Genomic DNA, 20,335 nt, shown 5'->3' on the forward strand with positions numbered 1-20,335 from the left:
CGACTACTTCTTGTAGTTCGGCGCCTCGACCACGATCTGCACGTCGTGCGGGTGCGATTCCTTGAGTCCCGCCGAGGTGATGCGCACGAACTTGCCGCGCGTCTTGAGCTCCTCGATCGTGCGCGCTCCGACGTAGAACATCGACTGGCGCAGCCCGCCGACCAGCTGGTACGCGACGGCCGAGAGCGGACCGCGGTACGGGACCTGCCCCTCGATGCCCTCGGGGATCAGCTTGTCGTCGCTGGGGACGTCGGCCTGGAAGTAACGGTCTTTGGAGTATGAGGTCTGCTTGCCGCGGGTCTGCATCGCGCCCAGCGACCCCATGCCGCGGTACTGCTTGAACTGCTTGCCCGACTGGAAGACGATCTCGCCCGGCGACTCGTCGGTTCCGGCCAGGAGCGAGCCGAGCATCACGGCGTCGGCACCGGCGACGAGCGCCTTGGCGATGTCGCCCGAGTACTGCAGACCACCGTCTGCGATGACCGGAACGCCTGCGGGACGCGCGGCGAGCGAAGCCTCGTAGACCGCGGTCACCTGCGGCACGCCCACGCCGGCGACGACGCGGGTGGTGCAGATGGACCCGGGGCCGACACCGACCTTGACCGCGTCGACGCCGGCATCGATGAGAGCCTGAGCGCCTTCACGGGTGGCGACGTTGCCGCCGATGACGTCGATGTGCGCGAAGGACTCGTCGGCCTTGAGTCGGCGGACGAGATCGATCACACCCTGCGACTGCCCGTTGGCCGTGTCGACCACGAGGACGTCCACACCGGCGTCGCGCAGTGCCTCGGCACGCTCCCACGCGTCACCGAAGAAGCCGATGGCCGCGCCCACGCGCAGACGGCCCTGGTCGTCCTTGGTGGCGAGCGGGTACTTCTCGCTCTTGTCGAAGTCCTTGATGGTGATGAGCCCCGCGAGCTTGCCGTCGTCGTCGATGAGCGGCAGCTTCTCGACACGGTGCTTCGCGAACAGGGCGATGACCTCGCCTGCGGCCACGCCCACCGGAGCGGTGACGAGGTTCTCCCGCGTCATGACGTCCTTCACGAAGGTGGTCTGCCGCTCGAAGCCGGAGACGAAGCGCATGTCGCGGTTGGTGATGATGCCGACCAGCCTGCCCTCGTCGTCGACGACGGGAAGGCCCGAGATGCGGTACTTGGCGCAGAGGTTGTCGACCTCTTCGACCGTCGCATCCTGCGTCGTGGTGATGGGGTCGGTGATCATGCCGGACTCGCTGCGCTTGACGCGATCGACGTGCGCGGCCTGGTCGGCGATGGAGAGGTTGCGGTGCAGGATGCCGATGCCGCCTTCACGCGCCATGGCGATCGCCATCCGGGACTCGGTGACCGTGTCCATGGCGCTCGAGAGAAGCGGGGTCGCGACCGAGATGCGCCGGGTGATGCGCGACGAGGTGTCGGCCTCGCTGGGGATGACGTCGGTGTGCCCGGGGAGCAGCAGCACGTCATCGTACGTCAGTCCGACGAAGCCGAAGGGATCGTGCTGTTCCATGGATTCTCCTTCTGCGCGAGTCGCGCATGTCCGAGTGCGAGGGGGTGGTCGACGTCGGCCGGTGCGGGGCCGCGGCCCGTATGAAGATTCTAAGCGAGACACGCCCGAGAACATTCCCAGAGCCGCGTCGTTACCGGACCGTTGGCACCGACCGTAGGTGAATCGGCGATGGCGCATTACGCTCAAGTGCGTCGTCCATCTCTGCGGACAAACCCGAGATCGCAGAGACACAGCACTCAAAGTGGAGGTTGCGTGGGACCCACAACACTCGCCGTGCAGCGAAAGCGCCCCTGGGTGGTCGCCTTCCTCAGTATCCTCATGGCGCTCACAGCGTTCCTGTTCCTGCCCCCGTCAGCGGCCTCGGCCGAGACGACGGACGACGGGCAGGAGGTCACCGACTTCTACTTCGCCGGCGTCGTGACCTTCGACGACCAGCCGGTCGAAGGCGTGGTCATGTCCATCGAGGGCAAGGGCTTCGACGGCGAGACCGAGACCGATGCCGACGGCAAGTGGCGCCTGTACGTGCCAGAGAAGGAGAAGTACACCCTCACGGTCGATGAGTCGACGCTGCCGGACGGCGTGATCGTCGATGCGACCCAGCTCCCGGAGGGCACCCAGCCGATCGCCGGGACCACGGCCTCCTTCGAAGTCGAGTTCGGCCTCACCGGGACCAAGATCATGAACCTCTTCCTCGGCGAGGGGCAGCGGGTCACCGTCTCCTTCGTCGACCAGCTGCTCTCACGTCTCGTCGGCGGGCTGAACTTCGGGCTCCTGCTGGCTCTCGCCTCGATGGGCGCGGCCCTCATCTACGGAACCACGCGTCTCTCCAACTTCGCGCACGCCGAGATGGTCACGTGGGGCGGCCTCGTCGCCCTCGTCACGACCACGTTCTGGCACCTTCCGCTCTGGCTCGGCATCCTCGCAGCCGTCATCGGCGGCGGACTGTTCGGCTGGGCCCTGGATGCCGGGATCTGGCGTCCGCTCCGCCGACGCGGTCTCGGTGTCGTCCAACTGATGATCGTCAGCATCGGGCTCTCGCTCGCGCTGCGATACGCGTTCCAGTTCATCATCGGCGGAGGGACGTATCAGCTCCCCGGTGCCAGCCCCACCCCGATCCAGTTCGGGCCGATCTCACTGTCCTACATCGACATGATCGCGATGGGTGTGAGCATCGTCGTGATCCTCGCCGTGGCCTTCTTCCTGACGCGCACCCGCATCGGCAAGGCCACCCGCGCGATCTCCGACAACCCGCAGCTCGCTGCCGCGTCCGGGATCGACGTCGACCGCGTGATCCGCTACGTCTGGATCCTCGCGGGAACGCTCGCCGCCATCTCCGGCATCCTGTGGGCGTACTTCCGCCCTGGCGTGAAGTGGGACATGGGAATGCAGATGCTGCTGCTGATCTTCGCGGCGATCACGCTCGGCGGCCTCGGCACGGCGTTCGGCGCCCTTGTCGGGTCGCTCATCGTCGGCATGGCGGTCGAGGTGTCGACGCTGTGGATCCCGTCCGACCTCAAGTATGCGAGTGCTCTCGTGATCCTCATCCTCATCCTCCTCGTGAGACCTCAAGGGCTGCTCGGACGCAGGGAAAGGTTGGGCTGATCGCCATGGACTTCGGAAGCATCTTCTCGAACACAGCCGTCTACCTGTTCAGCCCCGTCACCATCGCCTACGCGCTCGCGGCGACCGGCCTCGCCGTCCACTTCGGATACGCCGGACTGCTCAACTTCGGCATGGCGGCGTTCATGGCGATCGGCGGCTACGGCTACGCGATCTCGGTGCTCAGCTTCGGGCTGCCGTGGTGGATCGGCATGCTGATCGGCCTGCTCGGCGGCGCGCTCTTCGCCGTGCTCCTGGGCATACCGACGCTGCGCCTTCGCGCCGACTACCTCGCGATCGCCACGATCGCCGCCGGTGAGATCGTCCGTCTGCTCTTCACCACCCAGGTGTTCGACGAATGGACCAACAGCGCCGACGGCCTCGCCCAGTACAACGGCGGATTCCGCGACGCGAACCCCATCCCGCCGGGGACCTACGGGTTCGGACCCTGGACGTACAGCGCGAACGACCTCTGGAACCGCGTGTTCGGCGTGATCGTCCTGGCCGTGGCCATCCTGCTGGTGTGGGCACTCATGCGCAGTCCGTGGGGCCGCGTGCTCAAGGGCATCCGTGAAGACGAGGACGCCGTGCGCTCGCTCGGCAAGAACGTCTTCGCCTACAAGATGCAGGCGCTCGTCGTGGGTGGTGTGATCGGCGCCGCGGGTGGGATCGTCTTCGTGCTCCCCTCCGCGGTCGTCCCCGGCAGCTACTCGACGTCGCTGACGTTCTTCCTGTGGACCATCCTCCTCCTGGGAGGCGCGGCCACGGTGTTCGGACCCACGCTCGGTGCGGTGCTCTTCTGGGTGGTGTTCGCCTTCATGGCCAACCTGCTCCCGTCGATGGCGAAAGCCGGGCTGCTGCCGATGACCGACAGCCAGGCGTCGACCCTCGTCTTCGTCTTCGTCGGCATCGCCCTGATGCTGCTCGTGATCTTCCGCCCGCAGGGCATCCTCGGAGACAAGAGGGAGATGACCTTTGTCAAATGAACTGACCCCCGACCAGGTCCCCGGCTCGGCCGAGGCCGCCACGACCGCCGCCCCCTCCACGGGAAGCATCCGCCGACCGAAGACGACGGGCCTGACCAAGGGCGAGGTCAAGCCCGGAGTCGCCAAGGTCGATCCGATCCTCGTCGTCGATGCCGTCCAGCGTCGCTTCGGAGGTCTGACCGCCGTCGACGTCGATCACCTCGAAGTGCCACGAGGAGCCATCACCGCGCTGATCGGCCCGAACGGTGCGGGCAAGACGACCCTCTTCAACCTGCTCTGCGGATTCGACAAGCCCAACAGCGGGACCTGGTCGTTCGACGGCACGAGCCTCTCCGGGGTGCCGTCGTTCAAGGTGGCCAGGATGGGCCAGGTCCGCACGTTCCAACTCACCAAGTCGCTGTCGCTGCTCACGGTGCTCGAGAACATGAAGCTCGGCGCTCCGCACCAGCGCGGGGAGGGATTCTGGTCCAGCCTGTTCCCCTTCCTGTGGAGGGCGCAGGACACCGAGATCGAGGCCAAGGCGCGCGAGCTGTTGACGCGCTTCAAGCTCGACGCCAAGGAGAAGGACTTCGCCGCGGCGCTCTCGGGCGGCCAGCGCAAGCTCCTCGAGATGGCCAGGGCGCTGATGAGCGACCCGACGCTGGTGATGCTCGACGAGCCCATGGCCGGCGTCAACCCCGCGCTCACGCAGTCGCTCCTCGACCACATCCTCGACCTGAAGGAGGAGGGCATGACCGTGCTCTTCGTCGAGCACGACATGCACATGGTGCGTCACATCGCCGACTGGGTGATCGTGATGGCCGAGGGGCGGGTCGTCGCGGAGGGCCCTCCCGACGAGGTCATGGAGAACCCGGCCGTCGTGGACGCGTACCTCGGTGCGCACCAGGACGTGGACCTCGGCGCCGTCACCGGACGTATCCCGGTGCTCCCCGATGCCGCCGCCAGCAGGCTCCGCGAGGAGATCGAAGCGGAGGCGGAGGCCGAGCTCGAGGCGACCGACCCGGTTCCCGGCACCGATACCGATACCGAGGGAAGGGGCACCGCATGAGCGGGGAAACGCCGACCGATGCAGCGACGAGCGCGGCTCAGGACGATGTCGTCGTGAAGCTGACCGACGTCCACGCCGGCTATCTTCCCGGTGTGAACATCCTCAACGGCGCCAACCTCGTGGCGCGACAGGGAGAGCTGATCGGGATCATCGGTCCGAACGGGGCGGGGAAGTCCACGCTTCTCAAGGCGATCTTCGGTCTCGTGAATGTGCGAAGCGGCGACATCACGCTGAACGGAGAGAGCATCGTGGGCCTGAAAGCCGACAAGCTCGTCCGGCGCGGAGTCGCCTTCGTGCCGCAGACGAACAACGTCTTCCCCTCGCTGTCGATCGAGGAGAACCTGCAGATGGGGCTGTATCAGAACCCCAAGATCTACGACGAGCGACTCGAGTTCGTCACCGGCATCTTCGCCGAGCTGGGCAAGCGCCTCAAGCAACGAGCGGGCTCCCTCTCCGGAGGTGAGCGGCAGATGGTCGCCATGTCGCGCGCGCTCATGATGGACCCGTCGGTGCTGCTGCTCGACGAGCCCTCGGCCGGCCTCTCCCCCGTGCGACAGGACGACGCGTTCATCCGGGTCTCCGACATCAACAAGGCCGGTGTCACCACGATCATGGTGGAACAGAACGCCCGACGCTGCCTGCAGATCTGCGACCGAGGGTACGTCCTCGACCAGGGCAAGGACGCGCACGAGGGAAGCGGCAGGGACCTGCTGAACGACCCCAAGGTCATCGGTCTCTATCTCGGCACGCTCGGCACCGACGCCGCCTGAGCCGCGGGCGAGAAGCCGCGAGCGAGAGAAGCCGCCGACACCACGACGAAGGCCCCGGATCGGATCCGGGGCCTTCGTCGTGTGATCGTCTGATCAGTTGGTGCGGGTGATCATGTTGTCGGCACCGTACTTGTAGATGCCGATCGATGCGCCCTGCGGGTCGCCGGCCTCATCGAACGTGACGTCACCGGAGTAGCCGTCGTAGTCGGCAGTGCCGCCGTCGTTGATGATCTTGGCGCAGTCGGCGAAGCTGGTGCACTTCTCACCGTCACCGGTGCCGCCGGACACCTCCTGCATCTTGGCCGCGATGTCCGCGCCGTCCGTCGAGCCCGCGGCCAGGGACGCCAGCGCCACGAGGATGACGGCGTCGTACGCCTCAGCCGCGTAGGTGAAGTCCTTGACCTCGGCGTTGCCCTCGCCCGTCCAGAAGTCCTGCAGACGCGAGGTGAAGTCGTCGGCGAGTGCGGGTCCGGCCTTGGTTCCCTGCGCGCCCTCGAGCGAGACCGGGATCTCCGAGCCGTAGTCGGACAGGTTGCCGTCGACCATGTAGAACTTGTCGGCCGAGATGCCGGCGTTCACCAGCAGCGGCGCGATGGTCTTGAACTGGTCGAACGACACGATCGCGACGGCGTCGGGGTTCTGCGCCTTGATCGTCTCGACCTGGGCGTCGAACTGCGCGTCGCCGACGTTGAACGACGCCTCGGCGACGACCTCGCCACCGGTGCCCTCGAAGGTCTCCTTGATCGCCGCGTCGAGACCCGTGCCGTACGCGTCGTTCTGGTAGATGATGCCGAGCGTCTTCGCGCCGTCCTCGGCGATGAGGTTGCCGAGCACCTCGCCCTGCAGCAGGTCGCTGGGGGCGGTGCGGAAGTACAGGCCGTCGTCATCCCACGTGGTGAAGTCGGGCGAGGTGTTCGACGCGGAGATCTGGAGGATCCCGGCGCTGACGTTGCCGTCGAGGATGAGCTTGGAGACACCGGATGCGGCGGCTCCGACGATGGCGGAGACGCCGGCGCCCTGCAGCTTGGTGATCGAGGTCTCGTAGGCCTTGGTGTCGGTGTCGCCCTCGTCTTCGGCCGTCAGGTCGATCGTGATGCCGGCGGCCGCGTCGTTGACCTCCTGGACGGCCAGCCCGACACCCGACTCCATGGGCGGGCCGAGGAACGCCAGCGAGCCGGTCTGCGGAAGCAGCGAGCCGAGCTTGAGCGTCAGATCGGCTGCGGACTTGTCGCTGCCGCCGCTCTCCCCGCTCGGCGTGCTGCTGCAACCAGCGATGACGATGGCGGATGCACTGACCAGTGCGATCCCGGCGAAGACCTTCGCTGTGCGCGAGCCCTTCAATGCGTTCATGATGCTCCCTTGCGTAACTGAACGTGGATTGTGACCACAATCGGGTGCTCTAACACTAGGGCGTGAGTATCGCGCACAGGGGGTGCAAGTATCTCGGTGCGTTAACGATCCGGGACCGGGTTCCCCGACCGGTGGTCCTCGGGATCAGGCGGCTTCGACCCGCGGGATCCTGCGCCCTCGTCGCGCGGCGAGCAGGAGATCGACGACGAAGACGCCGATCGCGATCCACACGATGATGAAGCCGGCCCAGCGCTCGGCCGGCATCGGCTCGTGCAGCACCAGGACCCCGATGAGGAACTGCATGACGGGGGTGATGAACTGGATCATGCCGATCACCGTGAGGTTGATGCGTCGGGTTCCCGCGGCGAAGAGCAGCAGCGGAACGGCCGTGGCGACACCGGCGAAGGCCAGCAGCAGCGCGTGCGCCCACCCGTTCGCGCCCATCGTGATGCCCGAGGTGAGCGCGACGACGATCAGCTGCGCCACCGCGATGGGGATCAGCCAGAACGACTCCAGAGTGAGGCCGCTGACGGCATCGACCGCAGGGCCGATCTTCTTCTTGATGAGCCCGTACACGCCGAAGGACGCGGTCAGCGACAGCGCGATCCACGGGAACTGCCGGTAGGCGACGACGATCACGATGACGGCGATCGCCGCGATGGCGATGGCTGCCCATTGCAATCGGCGGATGCGCTCCTTCAGCACGAAGACACCCAGCAGCACCGTCGTGATCGGGTTGATGAAGTACCCCAGGCTGGTCTCGACGACGTTGCCGCTGAGCGTTCCGATCAGGAACACCTGCCAGTTCACATAGATCAGCAGACCCGCCAGCGCGGTCAGCCCCAGCAGCTTCGGCTGGCGGATGATGACGCCGAAGGCCACCCAGCCGCGCGTGACGGTGAGCAGCAGGACGCAGAAGACGAAGGAGAGCAGCACCCGCCAGGCCACGACCTCCCACGGACCCGTCGGAACGAGGAGGAGGAAGTAGAGGGGAAGCACGCCCCAGAGGAGGTACGCCCCGCCGGCGTAGGCGACTCCGGCGGTCTGCGTGGCGCGGGTCGTCTCTGGGGTCACCGCACAACCCTATGCCCGCGGCGCGGGTGCGGACGGCGCCGGCGGAGCCCGGTGGCGGAGTTTGGCAGGAAAGGGATGCCCGCTGGCGGACGCAGAAGGGGGCCCGGATGCGAGACGCATCCGGGCCCCCTTCGAGGACCTCACCCTGCCCCTCATGAGAGGCGGGGAACAGGTTCAGCAGATCAGCGGACGACGACCGCCAGGACGTCGCGAGCCGACAGGACGAGGAACTCGTCTGCGCCGAACTTCACCTCGGTGCCGCCGTACTTGCTGTAGAGCACGCGGTCGCCGACGGCGACGTCGAGCGGAACACGGTTGCCGTTGTCGTCGATGCGGCCGGGGCCGACCGCCACGACCTCGCCCTCCTGGGGCTTCTCCTTGGCGGTGTCGGGGATGACCAGGCCACTCGCGGTGGTCTGCTCGGCCTCGACCTGCTTGATGACGATGCGGTCCTCGAGCGGCTTGATGGAAACCGACACGGTCTACCTCTTCTTTCTTGACGCTGACACGAAAGACTTGTTCGCACTCTCAACCCGAGAGTGCTAATCCAGTCTAGGCGCTCGGCTGGCACTCACGCAATGCGAGTGCCAGTGAGCGACGCGGTCCGACTCGAGGAGCGGCCGATTAGGCTGAGCCCGTGGAGATGTCCGAGCTGCGCGCCCTGCTCACCCCCGAAGGTCTCGAGCTTCTCGACACGACCGGTCCCATCGAGTCGACCGCCGAGGTCGCGCGAGCGGTGTCGCGGCTGCGTGCGGCCGGCCACTCCCCCGACCTCGTGTCCGCCGTCGTCGGACAGGCGCACCTGCGGTCGAGGGCAGCGACGAAGTTCGGCCCCTTCGCCGCCCGCATGCTCTTCACCAGAGCCGGCCTGGAGCAGGCGACGCGGCTCGGCGTCGCGGCACGGCACGCCCAGCGCATCCGTCAGTCCGGCTTCACCCGTGTAGCCGACCTCGGCTGCGGTATCGGCGGCGATGCGCTCGCCTTCGCCGGAGCCGGACTCGACGTGCACGCCGTCGACGCCGACGAGGTCACCTCCGCCATCGCGGCCTACAACCTGGCACCGTTCGGCGGCAACGCCGCGGTGCGGCACGAGACGGCGGAGGAAGCACTCTCCACGCTGGCGGACGGGGACGCGGTCTGGATGGACCCGGCCAGACGCACCTCAGGGCACAGCGAGACCAGACGCGTCTCCGCCGACGACTACTCCCCCTCCCTGGACTGGGCGTTCGATGTGGCCGCACGTCGCCCGACCGGCATCAAGCTGGGACCGGCCCATGACCGCGACGCACTGCCCGCCGATGCCGAGGCGCAGTGGGTGAGTGCCGACGGCAGCGTGGTCGAACTCGTCGTGTGGAGCGGATCCCTCGCCCGAGAGGGAGTGCGCCGCGCGGCACTGGTGATCCGCGGCGAGCGCTCGCACGAGCTCACAGCTGCGGCCGACACCGCCGACGAGTCCGTGCGCGAGCTCGGCGCCTTCCTGCACGAGCCGGACGGGGCGGTGATCCGCGCGCGGCTGATCGGAGAGGTCGCCCGCAGTCTCGACGCCGGCATGCTCGACGAGCACATCGCCTATCTGACATCTGACGCGGCCCTGACCAGTCCGTTCGTGCAGTCGTTCCGCGTCAGGGAGACGCTTCCGGCGAGCCCCAAGGCGATCAACGCCGCACTCAAGGCGAACGATGTCGGACGCCTGGAGATCAAGAAGCGCGGAGTGGATGTCGATCCCGCCGCCTTCCGGAAGAAGCTCACGCTGCGCGGAGACCAGGAGGCGACGCTGATCCTCGTCCGTATCGGCGACCAGCGCCGCGCGATCCTCGCCGACCGGGTGCCGGCGGCGAGCTGACGTCTGCTCAGCCGTCCGGATCGCGGCCCGGAGGTTCGACCACGATGGGATCACCGGGTGGGGCCTCGACCCGGACGATCTCGCCCGGGCCTCCCCTGCCAGGCGATGCCTCGGTGATGACGAGGTAGGGCGTCTGCCACCTCGTGAACCTGGCCTCGAGAGTCGAGGTGCCGATGAGCGCACCGTTCGCATCGTCGACGCGGTCGACGCGCGTCTCGAGTCCGGACTCGACCGCTGCGGTGGAGGGGGCGCAGGTCATCGCATCGACGGCATCGACGATGAGGCACTTCTCGACGGTGTCCAGATCCGACACGCGGTCCCCGGTCCACACCGGCAAGGTGCGGAAGGAACCGACGATCTCGAGGGAGGAGACGAACCCCTCGTCGGCCAGCTCCTCCGCGCGCGACCGCTCCGCACCCGCGAACTGCGCGGGCGACGAAGACGTCATCGGCCAGCGCTGCAGGGTGACGATCGGCTCCCCCGTCGTCGAGAGGAGCATCGAGGCGCTCACGGCCTCCATTCCGCGAGGGGTGTCGCTGTTCTCCTCCACGGGGACCGGGATCGTCGCGTTCAGGCCGCGCCCGATGCTGTCGACCGGGAGGCAGGTCGACTGCGACTGCGCGCCGACGTCGAGGATCAGGCACCGGATGCCGGCCTCCTCACGGGTCGCGTACCAGGCCAGCGCATCCCCCTCTCGCGCGAGGGGCACGACCGAACCGGGATCGAAGTCGGCTGCGGCGAGCGCCTCGCGGCGTTCCTGCTGCACCGGCGCCAGCGCGACCTCCTGGGATGGCGGCGCGAACACCGCCCAGCCGATGCCCACTCCTGCCGCCAGCAGCAGGATCGAGACGACGGGCGCCAGCACGGGGAACCGACGCAGCGTCCGGGCGAGGACCTCCCACCGGCGCGGCACGTCGGTGTCGAGGAGCGGTTCGGTCCCTGCACCGGCGGCCGACGCTGCCGCTGCGGTGACGTCCTCCGCGGGTTCGGGCAGCGCGGGCCGGAAGTCCTCCTCCGGTGCGGGAGCCGAGGGGGTGGGAGTCGAGGGGGCGGGTCTCGAGGGCACGGGCGACGAGGGCACGGGCGACGAGGATGTCTCCGACGCCCGCCGTGCATCCTCGAGCTCACGCAACCGACGCAGCTCCGGCTCGGTCGCGACGCCCTCGCGGCCGTACGCGCGGCGCTGGAGCTGTCGCAGCTCGTCGGCCTCAGTCTCCGGCAGCACCGTCAGCACCTCCTTCGCGAGTGATCATCAGAGAGGAGTGCCCGTTGCTGGCGGTCGGAAGCTCCAGGCGGACGACCTCACCGCTGGTGTCGTCCACCACGTTCAGCACGAGGGTTGCGCTCTGCTCCTGCATCGTGAGCGCATCGGCGCACACCCGGGGGAACGCCACGTCCGAGCCGTCGTAGATCAAGCAGGTCTGGAAGCCGTCGAGCTCCATGCCGGTCCACACCGGCACATCGCCGTCATAGCCGACGACCCACAGCGAGTTGATCTGAAACCCCTGATCCGCGATGCGCGTGGCCTTCTCCGCCTCGTCGGCATTCGCCCAGGTCATCCCGTTGGTGGTGCCCGGTCCGAACTCCGCCACGTTCGCGGCGACAGCGGGCACACCGGAGGCGGTGAACACCATCTGCACGTTGAGCTCGCGGCGGGTCTCCGCCTTCGACTCGAGCGTGACCGCGCCGAAAAGTCCCGTCTTGCCGACCGTCTCGGTGCGCTCGCAGCTGGGCAGTGCAGACGGCGAGGTCGCCACGAGCAGGCAGGTGATCGCGGCGGCATCCCTGGTCGCCACCCAGATGACCGCACCTTCCTCGACGGCGAGCGCGCGCAGCGAGCCCCGGTCGTAGTTCCCGCTGGCGAGCAGGGCGCTCTGCCATTCCTGCTGCTCCGAACTCAGGGCCACCGTGGCGGGCGCGGACCCACCGGACAGCGCCCATCCGAGCCCGACACCGACCAGCACCAGCGTCGCGACGGCAGCTGCGAGCGGAAGCCAGCGCGTGCGCAGCCGTGACCTGGCCGGTGGCCGTCCGGAGCCGCCGGGGTCTCCCGGGTCCATGCCGCTCGTCGTCGCCTCGCCGTCGACCGAACCCGGCAGGTCCTCCGTCCGAGGTTCCTGGTTCCCTGTCCCCGGCGTCGGGGTTTCGACAGGAGCTCCGATGGGCGGAGCCGCGACCACGGGCGTCGGCTCGGCACCCCGCCGCTCCAGGTCGCGCAGTCGCAGCGCTTCGGCCGCGGTGAGCGACGCATCACGACCGTACGCCCGCGCCTGCAGGGAGCGCAGCTCGGCGAGCTCGGCCGCATCCGGCATCGGGTCAGCCGAGCCGCTCGAACTGCATGCCGGCCCAGACCAGCCAGCCCAGGCTGTAGACGGTCGCGCAGAGCCCGAGCACGAGCGCCCAGCGCGCGATCGCTCGGTTCTCCACCGGGCGACGCAATGACATGATCGCCGCGATGACCGCCACCACTGCGACCGGAATCCCCCACCCCACGAAGAACGACGCTCCGAGCGCCACGATCGCGGCCACCAGCGCCCACGGCGCCAGTCGGGTGTCGTCGATCGACACGGACCCCGTGGACGGCTCCCACTCCGTCTCCTCGGGGGCGTCGATGTCCGGTCCCGTCACGACGACCGGTTCGATGCCCACCGGGCCCGTGGGCAGGCGGGTGTAGCCGTCGCGCCGAGCGCCGGGAAGGCGGGCGGTTCCCGCGGGGTGCTCCACCTCGTCGCTGGGGCGCTCGATGCGAGCGGCCGGCCTCGGGGGCGGGGCCGACTCCGCGTCGGGAGCGTCGGGGGCGGCGCTCATGCCGGCACCGCCTCCGCGACCTGGATCTCCGTCACGGGAAGCGTCGAATCCGCCCCGAAGGCGAGCGTCGACGGCGGACGTCCGGAAGAGATGAGCTCGGCGGCGAGTGCCGCGATCATCGCCCCGTTGTCGGTGCAGAGCGAGAGCGGGGGGATGCGCACGGTGACGCCCGCGGCTTCGGCGCGCTCGAGCGCGACATCGCGAAGCCGTCGGTTCGCGATGACTCCACCACCGAGCAGCAGTCGCGGGACGCCGAGATCGGAGCACGCGGCGAGGGCCTTCGTGACCAGCACGTCGACGACGGCCTCGCGGAAGCTCGCGGCGACGTCGGCGACGGGCACGTCGATCCCCTCGGCCTCGCAGCGCTCGATCCAGCGGGCGACCGCCGTCTTGAGCCCAGAGAACGAGAAGTCGTACCTGTGCTTCGCCAGGTCGGAGGCCCGCGACAGTCCGCGGGGGAACCGGATCGCATGCGGGTCGCCCGTCGCCGCCGCCCGATCGATCTCCGGGCCTCCGGGGTACGGGAGCGACAACAGCCGGGCGACCTTGTCGAAGGCCTCGCCTGCGGCGTCGTCCATCGTCTCCCCCAGCAGCTCGACGTCGGTGGTGAGGTCTCGCACGTGCAGCAGTGAGGTGTGCCCGCCCGAGACGAGCAGGGCGATCGTCGGGTACTCGAGCGGCGCGGAGTCGGCCGTGAGGATGTCGGCCGCGATGTGCCCCACCAGGTGGTTCACCGCGTACAGAGGCTTGTCGATCGAGACGGCGAGTCCCTTCGCGGCGCCGACACCGACCATCAGCGCACCGGCGAGCCCTGGCCCGCTCGTGACCGCGACGGCGTCGAGGTCGGCGAGGCCCACCCCTGCTTCGGCGAGCGCGGCGTCGATGGAGGGCTGCAGCGCCTCGAGGTGCGCCCGCGCGGCGACCTCGGGGACGACGCCGCCGTAGCGGGCGTGCTCATCCATGCTCGAGGCGATGGTGTTCGACAGCAGGGTGCGCCCTCGCACGATGCCGATGCCCGTCTCGTCGCAGCTCGTCTCGATGCCCAGAACCAGCGGCTCGCTCATGCCTTCGCCTCCCCGGCCGTCGTGGAAGGCGCCGCATGGCGCCGCAGGTGCAGTCGCATCACGATCGCGTCGACGCCGTCCGGCTGATAGTAGTGCGGGCGGCGGGCGATCTCCTCGAAGCCCTCGGCACGGTACAGCCCCTCCGCGGAGGGGTTGTCGGCCCTGACCTCCAGGAAGACCTCTCGCGCACCACGCTCCGCCGCCGCGGCGAGCAGAGCGCGCAACAGGGCGCGTCCTCGACCGTGTCCCCGGTGTTCGGCGAGCAGCGCGATGGTCTGGATGTCGGCGTCGGCGCTGCCGAGCAGTGCCCGTACCCCGCCATAGCCGATCACCGCACCGTCGTGCTCGTCGACCAGATACCGGCCGTGCGGGCTGACGAGCTCGGCGGCCATGGTCTCCGAACTCCAGGCATCGGTCGGGAAGGACCTGTTCTCGATCGCCATGATCGCGTCGAGGTCATCTGCTGTGGCGTCTCGAAGGGTCATGTGCCCACCTTCTTCGGCGCACCGGGGAGCGTCACATCGGGGTGCCGCATGTACAGGGGCTCCTCCCCGGCGAGCGTGCGACCGGCCGCGAGAGCCCGCGCCCCGACCCGTGCGAGGTCCGTCGCGGACAGCGTCGACACATCGATGCGCCGGATGCCGTCGAGGTGGGCATCGGCGTCGGCCGCTCGGACGAGCACGGTGTCGGCGACCACAGCGGGGATGCCGTCGTCGTCGAGACCGTCGAACACGGTGATGGCGACCTCGCGTCGACGCGCGTCGGTCACGATCGCGAAGGGCGCGGTCTCGGTGTCCAGGGCGGTGAGGGCTGCGGCGAGGTGGCTCGGGACGGGGATGACGGGGAGGTCGCGACCGAGGGCGAAGGCGCGCGCGGCGGCGATTCCGATGCGCAAGCCGGTGAACGGGCCTGGTCCCATGCCGGTGATCACGTGCGTGATCTCTGTGTCGCCCGCCTCGCCGGAAGCCCCGCCTGCCTCGCTGAGAACGCGCACGAGCAGGTCTCCGATGACCTCGGCATGGCCGAGCGGGTCGACGGCAGCCGCTTCGGCACGTCGTTCCCCGTCGGCATCGATGAGGGCGACAGCAGTGCCCAGGGAGGTATCGACGGCAAGGATCACGACTCCAGATTAGCCGCCGTCCTCTGCGGAGGGCTGCCGACCCGACCCGCGCACCCCGGGTCAGCCGAGCGGCGCGCGCAGGGGGTAGTCCTGATCTTCCAGGATCACCTGCGCGGCGGCCCCGGTGGTCTGGTTCACGACCACGGGGGCGAGGAGGTTCACGCTCACACCCTCGGACGAGGGATGGGCGACCACCAGCACCAGCGCGTCGTCGGGAGAGCCGAGAGCGAGGCCGTCCGCCTGCTCATCGCTGAGCGTCGGCGCATAGTCGCTCAGCACCGTGCGGGGATCGACCAGGAACAGGCGCAGTTCCGCATCGTCGACCGCCCGCAGCGAGAACAACCCGTCGGACCCGTCGACGGGGGCGAGTGCGAAGTCCACATGGGGAGCGAGTCCGGGAGGCGGGGCGATGAACGTCAGTACGGCGGTCATCGCAGGAAGTCCATGAGCGACGGCTGCAGCACTCGCGCGTTGACGGCGAGCGCCGAACGGTACACGAGCTCCTGCGCCTGCAGACGCACGAGCACCTCGATCGAGTCGACGTCCTCCACCGCCGTCCTGCGGGACTCGAGGGACACGGAATTCTGCACTGCCGCCTCCTTGGCGCGTTCGATCTGGGACTGCCTGGTTCCCACCGAGCCCTGCACTCCGAGCATGGCGGTGCGTCGACTGTCGATCTCGCCGAGCCGGGGCCCGACGTTCGTGCCGGAGCGGAGGTCGGCCACGATCTTGTCCACGAGCGCGAAGACGGAGTCGTCTCCGGTGCCGAAGACCGCAGCGCCGTCGGTGTCGACGCGCACCGAGGCGGCGTCGGAGACCCGACGGGTGACTTCCGCTCCCGGCACCCCGCTGTGACTGTAGTCAGCGGCGAAGGCGGCCGTGTCGGACGTCCCCGCGAACACGGAACGGCCGAGCAGTCGCGTGTTCGCCTGGGACAGCATCTCCTTGCGGATGCCTTCGAGCTCGACCGCCAGCGCCTCCTTGGCCGTCGCGTCCAGCGCTCCGTCGTTCGCACCCTGGGCCGTCAGATCACGCACGCGCGCGAGCAGGGCGGTGCTCGCCGTGATGGCCGTGTCGGCAGCGGTGACCCAGGCGAGGCCGTCGTCGATGTTGCGCGCATACTGCTCGGTGCGACGCTGCTCGGCGTGAAGCGCCAGTGCCGTGGCCGCGGCCGCCGGGTCGTCGGACGGTGCGGCGAAGGCGCGCTGGGATGTCGCCTGCTCCTGCAGACGCGCCAGCTCGGAGAGGTTGGACTGCAGCTGGCGCATCGCCGTCTGCGTCATGGCGGATGACGTCACTCGAGAGATCACGGTGCTCCTTCGCTCAGCGTCCGACGAGGCCGGTGCGGTTGATCAGGACGTCGAGCGCCTCATCCACCGCTGTCATCACGCGGGCGGCGGCCTGATAGGCGGTCTGGTAGGTGAGCAGGCTGATGGTCTCCTCGTCGCCGTCGACCGCGGCGACCGACTGCTGAGCTCCGACAGCGGCGACCGCTGCGGAGTCGGAGAGCTTCGCGCGCTGCACGTCGGCAGCGGTCGCGACCCCGAACCGGGTGACCTGATCGGACCAGACGGCGTCAGGAGAGCCTGCGCTCCGACCGATCTGGGAGATCAGGTCGGCATTGGTCGCGTCCAGGGCACCGGCACCGGGCGCCGCGAGGGCGAGTTCGGAGGCCGAGCCGACGGCGACGGTCAGGCCCAGTGCGGCGGAGCCCGTCGTCGGCACGGTGAAGAAGTCTCCCCCGGCCTGACCGGTGGAGGTCACCCCCGCCCTGTGCTGAGCGTTCATGGCGTCGGCCAGCGTCGTGGCGACCTTGTCGTACGTCGCCGCGAGCCCGGCGAGCATGCCACCTTCGGAGGCCGGAGCCAGCACCGAAAGCGAGGCGCCGAGCTCGCCGCCGTCGATCGACACGGGCAGGTCGGGCGCGGACGCCCACGAGAGGCTGAACCGCTGCCCCGAGTCGATCGAGGCGGGCCCGGTCAGCACCAGATGGCGTGAGTCGGAGCCGGACACCAGCGCGTTGCCGCCCAGCCGCACGGTCATCGTGCCGTCACTCTCGATGGTCGCCGCCGCGCCGGACATCCTGGCCACGTTCTGCGCCAGGACGCTGCGCTGGTCCATGAGCTCGTTCGCCGAGCGGCCGGAGGCGAGTGCATCGCGGATCTCTCCGTTGAGGACCGCGATCTGGTCGGCGGTGGCATTCACCTGGGAGACCGTGCGGTCGGCGGAGTCGCGCGCGTTGCTCCACTGGGTCGCGACGTTCCGGTACCCGCCGGCGATGTGCGAGGCGAGCTCCTTCGCCGACTCCAGGATGCTGGAAGCCGCCGCGCCGGAGTCCGGCGTGTTCGCGAGGTCCTGCCAGCCGGACCAGAACTTGGACAGCCGGGCGGCGAGTCCGTTCGCCGTGGGCTCGGCCAGCGATGCCTCGACCGTGGTCGCGGCCACCGCCCTGGTCGACCAGTACCCCGAAGCGCCGAGGGCGTCGCGCACCCTGGCGTCGAGCAGGGCGTCGCCCAGGCGTGCGACGCCGTCGATAGAGACGCCGTGGCCCGGGAGGGCGCCGACGCTGAACCGTCCGGTCTGCGCGATGGCCGCGACGGCCGAGGTGGTCACGCGCTGCCGCGTGTACCCCTCCGTCTTCTGATTGGCGATGTTCTGCCCGACCACGTCCATGCCGCGTCGGGCAGCCGCCAGTCCGCTGGCCGCCGTGTTCAATCCGCTGAAGGTCGACATGATCCCCTCTCGGTCACATCTCGGTGTCGATGATCCGCGCGGCATCGTCGCGCGCGCGGTCACCCTTGGTCGTGTACTCGCCCGTGTCGTGCCCGAGCGCGGCGATCGTCTCCTGCGTCGCGCGGAGCACTCCGCTGAGCTGCTCGGCGTTGGCGTCGCGCAGCTGCTCGACCTCGGCCGCGAGCTTCGAAAGGGCTCGCAGATGGTCGGCGAACACCTCCTGCCACGCCCCTTCCGGCGCGTGCTCGATCAGCTCGCGGATCGTCGACGCCTCGGGAGCCCCCCACTCCTCGGCGACGGTGGCGACCTCGACGGTGCGGGCGAGGCTCGCGCCGCGCAGTCGATCGAGCACCTGATCGATCTCCCGTGCGGCAAACTGGATCCACTGGGACCGCCCGGCGGCGAGAAGCAGCTGCTGCTCATCGAGCTTGAACAGCAGCATCTCGAGCAGCTCGCGCTCTCGCCACAGCTGTATCGATAGTTCGTTGGCTCCCATGATCCCCTTTTCCCCAGTGATCGCCCCGCCTGACAACGCGGCCAAAGGTCACTATCGGCCAGCGTCTGCCTAACGTTACTATGTGGAACGGCGATGGATAGTTCTCCCCATGTACAAATCACAAGACGTGTGATATGTGCATCTGTTCATCTCCTCGGATCTTTCGGAGTGCATCCAGAGAGGTGGATCATCCCCCATGTCGTCGCGCGCTGAGCGCAATCTGCTCATCGAGAGCAACCTCCCCCTGGTCGGATACCTCGCCGCCGAGACCCATGCCCGCGCCACCCACATCCCCCGCGACGAGCTCGCGGCCGTCGGAGCGCTCGCGCTCGTGACAGCTGCCGAAGCGTTCGATCCGGAACTCGGCGTTCCCTTCGGGGCCTATGCCCGCCGACGCATCCTCGGCGCTTTCGCCGATGAGATGCGCTCGATGGACTGGGCCTCCCGCGGCATCCGCAAACGCATCAAGGAGACCGTCGCCGTCCGCGAGGCGCTGACCGCCGGGCTCGGCCGCACCGCGACGGTCGCCGAGGTCGCCACCGCGATGGGTGTCGCGAAGGACATGGTGATCGAAGCACTCGGCGACGCCGCCAGGATGCTGACCACTCTCGACGACCCCGCCGCCCGTGACGTCACCGCAGACATCCCCCTCCCCGAGGAATCGGCGCTGGTGGGAGAACGGCGCGAGGTGCTCGAGCAGGCGGTCATCGCTCTGCCTGAGCGCATGCGGCGGATCGTGCAGGCGGTCTACTTCGACGAACGCCCCGTCAAGGAGATCGCCGAGGAGCTGGGGGTGACGCACTCCGCGGTGTCGCAGCAGCGCTCGGAAGCGATCCGGCTTCTGCGTGACGCCCTGGACCGCTACTACGCAGAGGGGTCGACACCGGCAGCGACCACGCGGGTCTCCCCCGCGGCCCGCGATGCCTACTTCGCCAGGATCGCGGACGCCGCAGGTTCCCGGATCGCCGGGGTTTTCCGCGAATCGGCGACCGCCTGAGCGGATTCCCCGCCGGCCCGGCTAACGCGCCGGGAACCTCCGCCGATAGGTGTGACCGGGAGACCACGGATGGTCTCCCGCACAACACCATTCACGGAGGAGAACCCTTATGGGTATGCAGATCAGCACGAACGTGTCGGCACTCAACGCCTACCGCAACCTGTCCAACACCCAGAACGACCTGTCGAAGTCGCTCGAGAAGCTGTCCAGCGGCTTCCGCATCAACCGCGCGGCCGACGACGCTGCAGGCCTCGCGATCTCCGAGGGCCTGCGTTCGCAGGTCAACGGCCTGAACGTCGCGGCACGCAACGCCCAGGACGGCATCTCGGTCATCCAGACCGCTGAAGGCGCCCTGACCGAGGTCCACTCGATCCTGCAGCGCGTTCGCGACCTGACCGCTCAGGGTGCGAACGACTCGAACAACGCGAAGTCGCGCGACGCGATCCAGAAGGAGATCAACACCCTCGGTGATGAGCTCACCCGGATCGCCGGCAGCACGAACTTCAACGGCATCAAGCTGCTCTCGGGCGGCGACACGCTGACGTTCCAGGTCGGTGCGGGCTCCGTCGCCGCCGAGGACCAGATCTCGGTCGCCCTGACCGACTTCGCCACCCTCGGTGCCGACATCAAGACGCTCGCGGGGACCATGACGGACGCCGCGACGTACGGTGCCGCGCTGGCGGGTATCGACACGCAGATCCAGGCGGTCTCGACCGCACGCGCCGGCTACGGTGCGCTGCAGAACCGCTTCGAGTCGACCATCAACAGCCTCAACGTGTCGGCAGAGAACCTCTCCGCCGCCGAGAGCCGGATCCGCGACACCGACATGGCGTCCGAGATGGTCAAGTTCACGTCGAAGAACATCCTGTCCCAGGCAGGTACGGCGATGCTGGCACAGGCCAACCAGGCCAACCAGGGCGTGCTCCAGCTCCTGCGCTGAA

The 20,335-nt window shown here is 68.8% G+C and carries 21 protein-coding genes; 7 read left to right on the forward strand and 14 right to left on the reverse strand.

Annotation, left to right across the window (positions count from 1 at the left end):
- Positions 1-3: 3 nt before the first annotated feature.
- Positions 4-1,506, reverse strand: coding sequence for an IMP dehydrogenase (guaB, locus tag AB4070_RS15100; RefSeq protein WP_441980818.1), 1,503 nt, complete (start codon positions 1,504-1,506; stop codon positions 4-6).
- 252 nt (positions 1,507-1,758) lie between these two features.
- Between guaB and AB4070_RS15105 the strand changes: the two genes are divergently transcribed.
- The 4 genes from AB4070_RS15105 (at position 1,759) to AB4070_RS15120 (ending at position 5,909) form a co-directional block, all read left to right on the forward strand.
- Positions 1,759-3,108 (forward strand): ABC transporter permease subunit, encoded by a 1,350-nt coding sequence (locus tag AB4070_RS15105; protein ID WP_441980819.1) that lies wholly within the window; start codon positions 1,759-1,761, stop codon positions 3,106-3,108.
- A gap of 5 nt (positions 3,109-3,113) precedes the next feature.
- A complete protein-coding gene (locus tag AB4070_RS15110) occupies positions 3,114-4,091 on the forward strand; it encodes a branched-chain amino acid ABC transporter permease (RefSeq protein WP_441980820.1) in 978 nt (325 codons plus the stop codon).
- A 67-nt stretch (positions 4,092-4,158) separates the two neighbouring features.
- Entirely contained in the window at positions 4,159-5,139 is a 981-nt protein-coding gene (locus tag AB4070_RS15115) for an ABC transporter ATP-binding protein (protein ID WP_441980895.1), read from the forward strand.
- Entirely contained in the window at positions 5,136-5,909 is a 774-nt protein-coding gene (locus AB4070_RS15120) for an ABC transporter ATP-binding protein (protein WP_441980821.1), read from the forward strand. Before AB4070_RS15115 ends, AB4070_RS15120 begins: the two co-directional genes overlap by 4 nt.
- 93 nt (positions 5,910-6,002) lie before the next feature.
- Here AB4070_RS15120 and AB4070_RS15125 read toward each other — a convergent pair whose 3' ends face one another.
- From AB4070_RS15125 to groES, 3 genes are all read right to left on the reverse strand, one after another.
- A complete protein-coding gene (locus AB4070_RS15125; RefSeq protein ID WP_441980822.1) occupies positions 6,003-7,259 on the reverse strand; it encodes an ABC transporter substrate-binding protein in 1,257 nt (418 codons plus the stop codon).
- A gap of 144 nt (positions 7,260-7,403) precedes the next feature.
- The gene (rarD, locus tag AB4070_RS15130) at positions 7,404-8,333 is read right to left on the reverse strand and encodes an EamA family transporter RarD (RefSeq protein WP_441980823.1); all 930 of its coding nucleotides are present in this window, start codon (positions 8,331-8,333) and stop codon (positions 7,404-7,406) included.
- Between the two features lie 182 nt (positions 8,334-8,515).
- Complete coding sequence (gene groES, locus AB4070_RS15135) at positions 8,516-8,812, reverse strand: co-chaperone GroES (protein ID WP_017203655.1); 297 nt, start codon at positions 8,810-8,812, stop codon at positions 8,516-8,518.
- Positions 8,813-8,970: 158 nt separating this feature from the next.
- Between groES and AB4070_RS15140 the strand changes: the two genes are divergently transcribed.
- Positions 8,971-10,176, forward strand: a complete 1,206-nt coding sequence (locus AB4070_RS15140) for a THUMP-like domain-containing protein (RefSeq protein ID WP_441980824.1) — start codon at positions 8,971-8,973, stop codon at positions 10,174-10,176.
- Between the two features lie 7 nt (positions 10,177-10,183).
- Here AB4070_RS15140 and AB4070_RS15145 read toward each other — a convergent pair whose 3' ends face one another.
- The 10 genes from AB4070_RS15145 to flgN are packed head-to-tail and all read right to left on the reverse strand — an operon-like array spanning position 10,184 to position 18,397.
- Complete coding sequence (locus AB4070_RS15145) at positions 10,184-11,401, reverse strand: hypothetical protein (RefSeq protein ID WP_441980825.1); 1,218 nt, start codon at positions 11,399-11,401, stop codon at positions 10,184-10,186.
- Positions 11,385-12,488, reverse strand: a complete 1,104-nt coding sequence (locus AB4070_RS15150; protein WP_441980826.1) for a hypothetical protein — start codon at positions 12,486-12,488, stop codon at positions 11,385-11,387. Before AB4070_RS15150 ends, AB4070_RS15145 begins: the two co-directional genes overlap by 17 nt.
- Positions 12,489-12,492: 4 nt before the next feature.
- Positions 12,493-12,984 (reverse strand): hypothetical protein, encoded by a 492-nt coding sequence (locus AB4070_RS15155; RefSeq protein WP_441980827.1) that lies wholly within the window; start codon positions 12,982-12,984, stop codon positions 12,493-12,495.
- Positions 12,981-14,048 carry a tRNA (adenosine(37)-N6)-threonylcarbamoyltransferase complex transferase subunit TsaD gene (tsaD, locus tag AB4070_RS15160; RefSeq protein ID WP_378875808.1) on the reverse strand — a complete coding sequence of 356 codons (1,068 nt, stop codon included), beginning with the start codon at positions 14,046-14,048 and terminating at the stop codon, positions 12,981-12,983. Before tsaD ends, AB4070_RS15155 begins: the two co-directional genes overlap by 4 nt.
- Entirely contained in the window at positions 14,045-14,533 is a 489-nt protein-coding gene (gene rimI, locus AB4070_RS15165) for a ribosomal protein S18-alanine N-acetyltransferase (RefSeq protein ID WP_441980828.1), read from the reverse strand. Before rimI ends, tsaD begins: the two co-directional genes overlap by 4 nt.
- Complete coding sequence (gene tsaB / locus AB4070_RS15170) at positions 14,530-15,168, reverse strand: tRNA (adenosine(37)-N6)-threonylcarbamoyltransferase complex dimerization subunit type 1 TsaB (RefSeq protein ID WP_441980829.1); 639 nt, start codon at positions 15,166-15,168, stop codon at positions 14,530-14,532. The genes rimI and tsaB overlap by 4 nt, the downstream gene beginning before the upstream one ends.
- Positions 15,169-15,228: 60 nt before the next feature.
- The gene (locus AB4070_RS15175) at positions 15,229-15,600 is read right to left on the reverse strand and encodes a flagellar assembly protein FliW (protein WP_282847291.1); all 372 of its coding nucleotides are present in this window, start codon (positions 15,598-15,600) and stop codon (positions 15,229-15,231) included.
- Positions 15,597-16,478, reverse strand: a complete 882-nt coding sequence (gene flgL / locus AB4070_RS15180; protein WP_058632719.1) for a flagellar hook-associated protein FlgL — start codon at positions 16,476-16,478, stop codon at positions 15,597-15,599. Before flgL ends, AB4070_RS15175 begins: the two co-directional genes overlap by 4 nt.
- Before the next feature lie 13 nt (positions 16,479-16,491).
- Positions 16,492-17,901: a flagellar hook-associated protein FlgK gene (gene flgK, locus AB4070_RS15185; protein ID WP_046747405.1), complete on the reverse strand. Its 1,410-nt coding sequence runs from the start codon at positions 17,899-17,901 to the stop codon at positions 16,492-16,494.
- A gap of 13 nt (positions 17,902-17,914) precedes the next feature.
- Positions 17,915-18,397, reverse strand: a complete 483-nt coding sequence (gene flgN, locus AB4070_RS15190; RefSeq protein WP_045263725.1) for a flagellar export chaperone FlgN — start codon at positions 18,395-18,397, stop codon at positions 17,915-17,917.
- Positions 18,398-18,593: 196 nt separating this feature from the next.
- Here flgN and AB4070_RS15195 point away from each other — a divergent pair, with 196 nt between their 5' ends.
- Together AB4070_RS15195 and AB4070_RS15200 are read left to right on the forward strand one after the other, a co-directional pair.
- Positions 18,594-19,394, forward strand: coding sequence for a sigma-70 family RNA polymerase sigma factor (locus AB4070_RS15195; protein WP_441980830.1), 801 nt, complete (start codon positions 18,594-18,596; stop codon positions 19,392-19,394).
- Between the two features lie 109 nt (positions 19,395-19,503).
- Positions 19,504-20,334, forward strand: coding sequence for a flagellin N-terminal helical domain-containing protein (locus AB4070_RS15200; protein WP_441980831.1), 831 nt, complete (start codon positions 19,504-19,506; stop codon positions 20,332-20,334).
- Position 20,335: the final 1 nt, after the last annotated feature.

The sequence above is a fragment of the Microbacterium sp. 2RAF4 genome, assembly GCF_052115285.1.
GTDB classification, from domain to species: domain Bacteria; phylum Actinomycetota; class Actinomycetes; order Actinomycetales; family Microbacteriaceae; genus Microbacterium; species Microbacterium oxydans.

What these genes read in the sequence shown, in the direction of transcription:
- AB4070_RS15110 (WP_441980820.1), top strand. Translation starts at nt 3,114, where the DNA reads ATGGACTTCGGAAGCATCTTCTCGAACACAGCCGTCTACCTGTTCAGC.
- tsaD (WP_378875808.1), bottom strand. Translation starts at nt 14,048, where the DNA reads ATGAGCGAGCCGCTGGTTCTGGGCATCGAGACGAGCTGCGACGAGACG.
- AB4070_RS15150 (WP_441980826.1), bottom strand. Translation starts at nt 12,488, where the DNA reads ATGCCGGATGCGGCCGAGCTCGCCGAGCTGCGCTCCCTGCAGGCGCGG.
- AB4070_RS15175 (WP_282847291.1), bottom strand. Translation starts at nt 15,600, where the DNA reads ATGACCGCCGTACTGACGTTCATCGCCCCGCCTCCCGGACTCGCTCCC.
- flgN (WP_045263725.1), bottom strand. Translation starts at nt 18,397, where the DNA reads ATGGGAGCCAACGAACTATCGATACAGCTGTGGCGAGAGCGCGAGCTG.
- AB4070_RS15200 (WP_441980831.1), top strand. Translation starts at nt 19,504, where the DNA reads ATGGGTATGCAGATCAGCACGAACGTGTCGGCACTCAACGCCTACCGC.
- AB4070_RS15195 (WP_441980830.1), top strand. Translation starts at nt 18,594, where the DNA reads ATGTCGTCGCGCGCTGAGCGCAATCTGCTCATCGAGAGCAACCTCCCC.
- flgK (WP_046747405.1), bottom strand. Translation starts at nt 17,901, where the DNA reads ATGTCGACCTTCAGCGGATTGAACACGGCGGCCAGCGGACTGGCGGCT.
- guaB (WP_441980818.1), bottom strand. Translation starts at nt 1,506, where the DNA reads ATGGAACAGCACGATCCCTTCGGCTTCGTCGGACTGACGTACGATGAC.
- AB4070_RS15125 (WP_441980822.1), bottom strand. Translation starts at nt 7,259, where the DNA reads ATGAACGCATTGAAGGGCTCGCGCACAGCGAAGGTCTTCGCCGGGATC.
- rimI (WP_441980828.1), bottom strand. Translation starts at nt 14,533, where the DNA reads ATGACCCTTCGAGACGCCACAGCAGATGACCTCGACGCGATCATGGCG.
- AB4070_RS15120 (WP_441980821.1), top strand. Translation starts at nt 5,136, where the DNA reads ATGAGCGGGGAAACGCCGACCGATGCAGCGACGAGCGCGGCTCAGGAC.
- AB4070_RS15155 (WP_441980827.1), bottom strand. Translation starts at nt 12,984, where the DNA reads ATGAGCGCCGCCCCCGACGCTCCCGACGCGGAGTCGGCCCCGCCCCCG.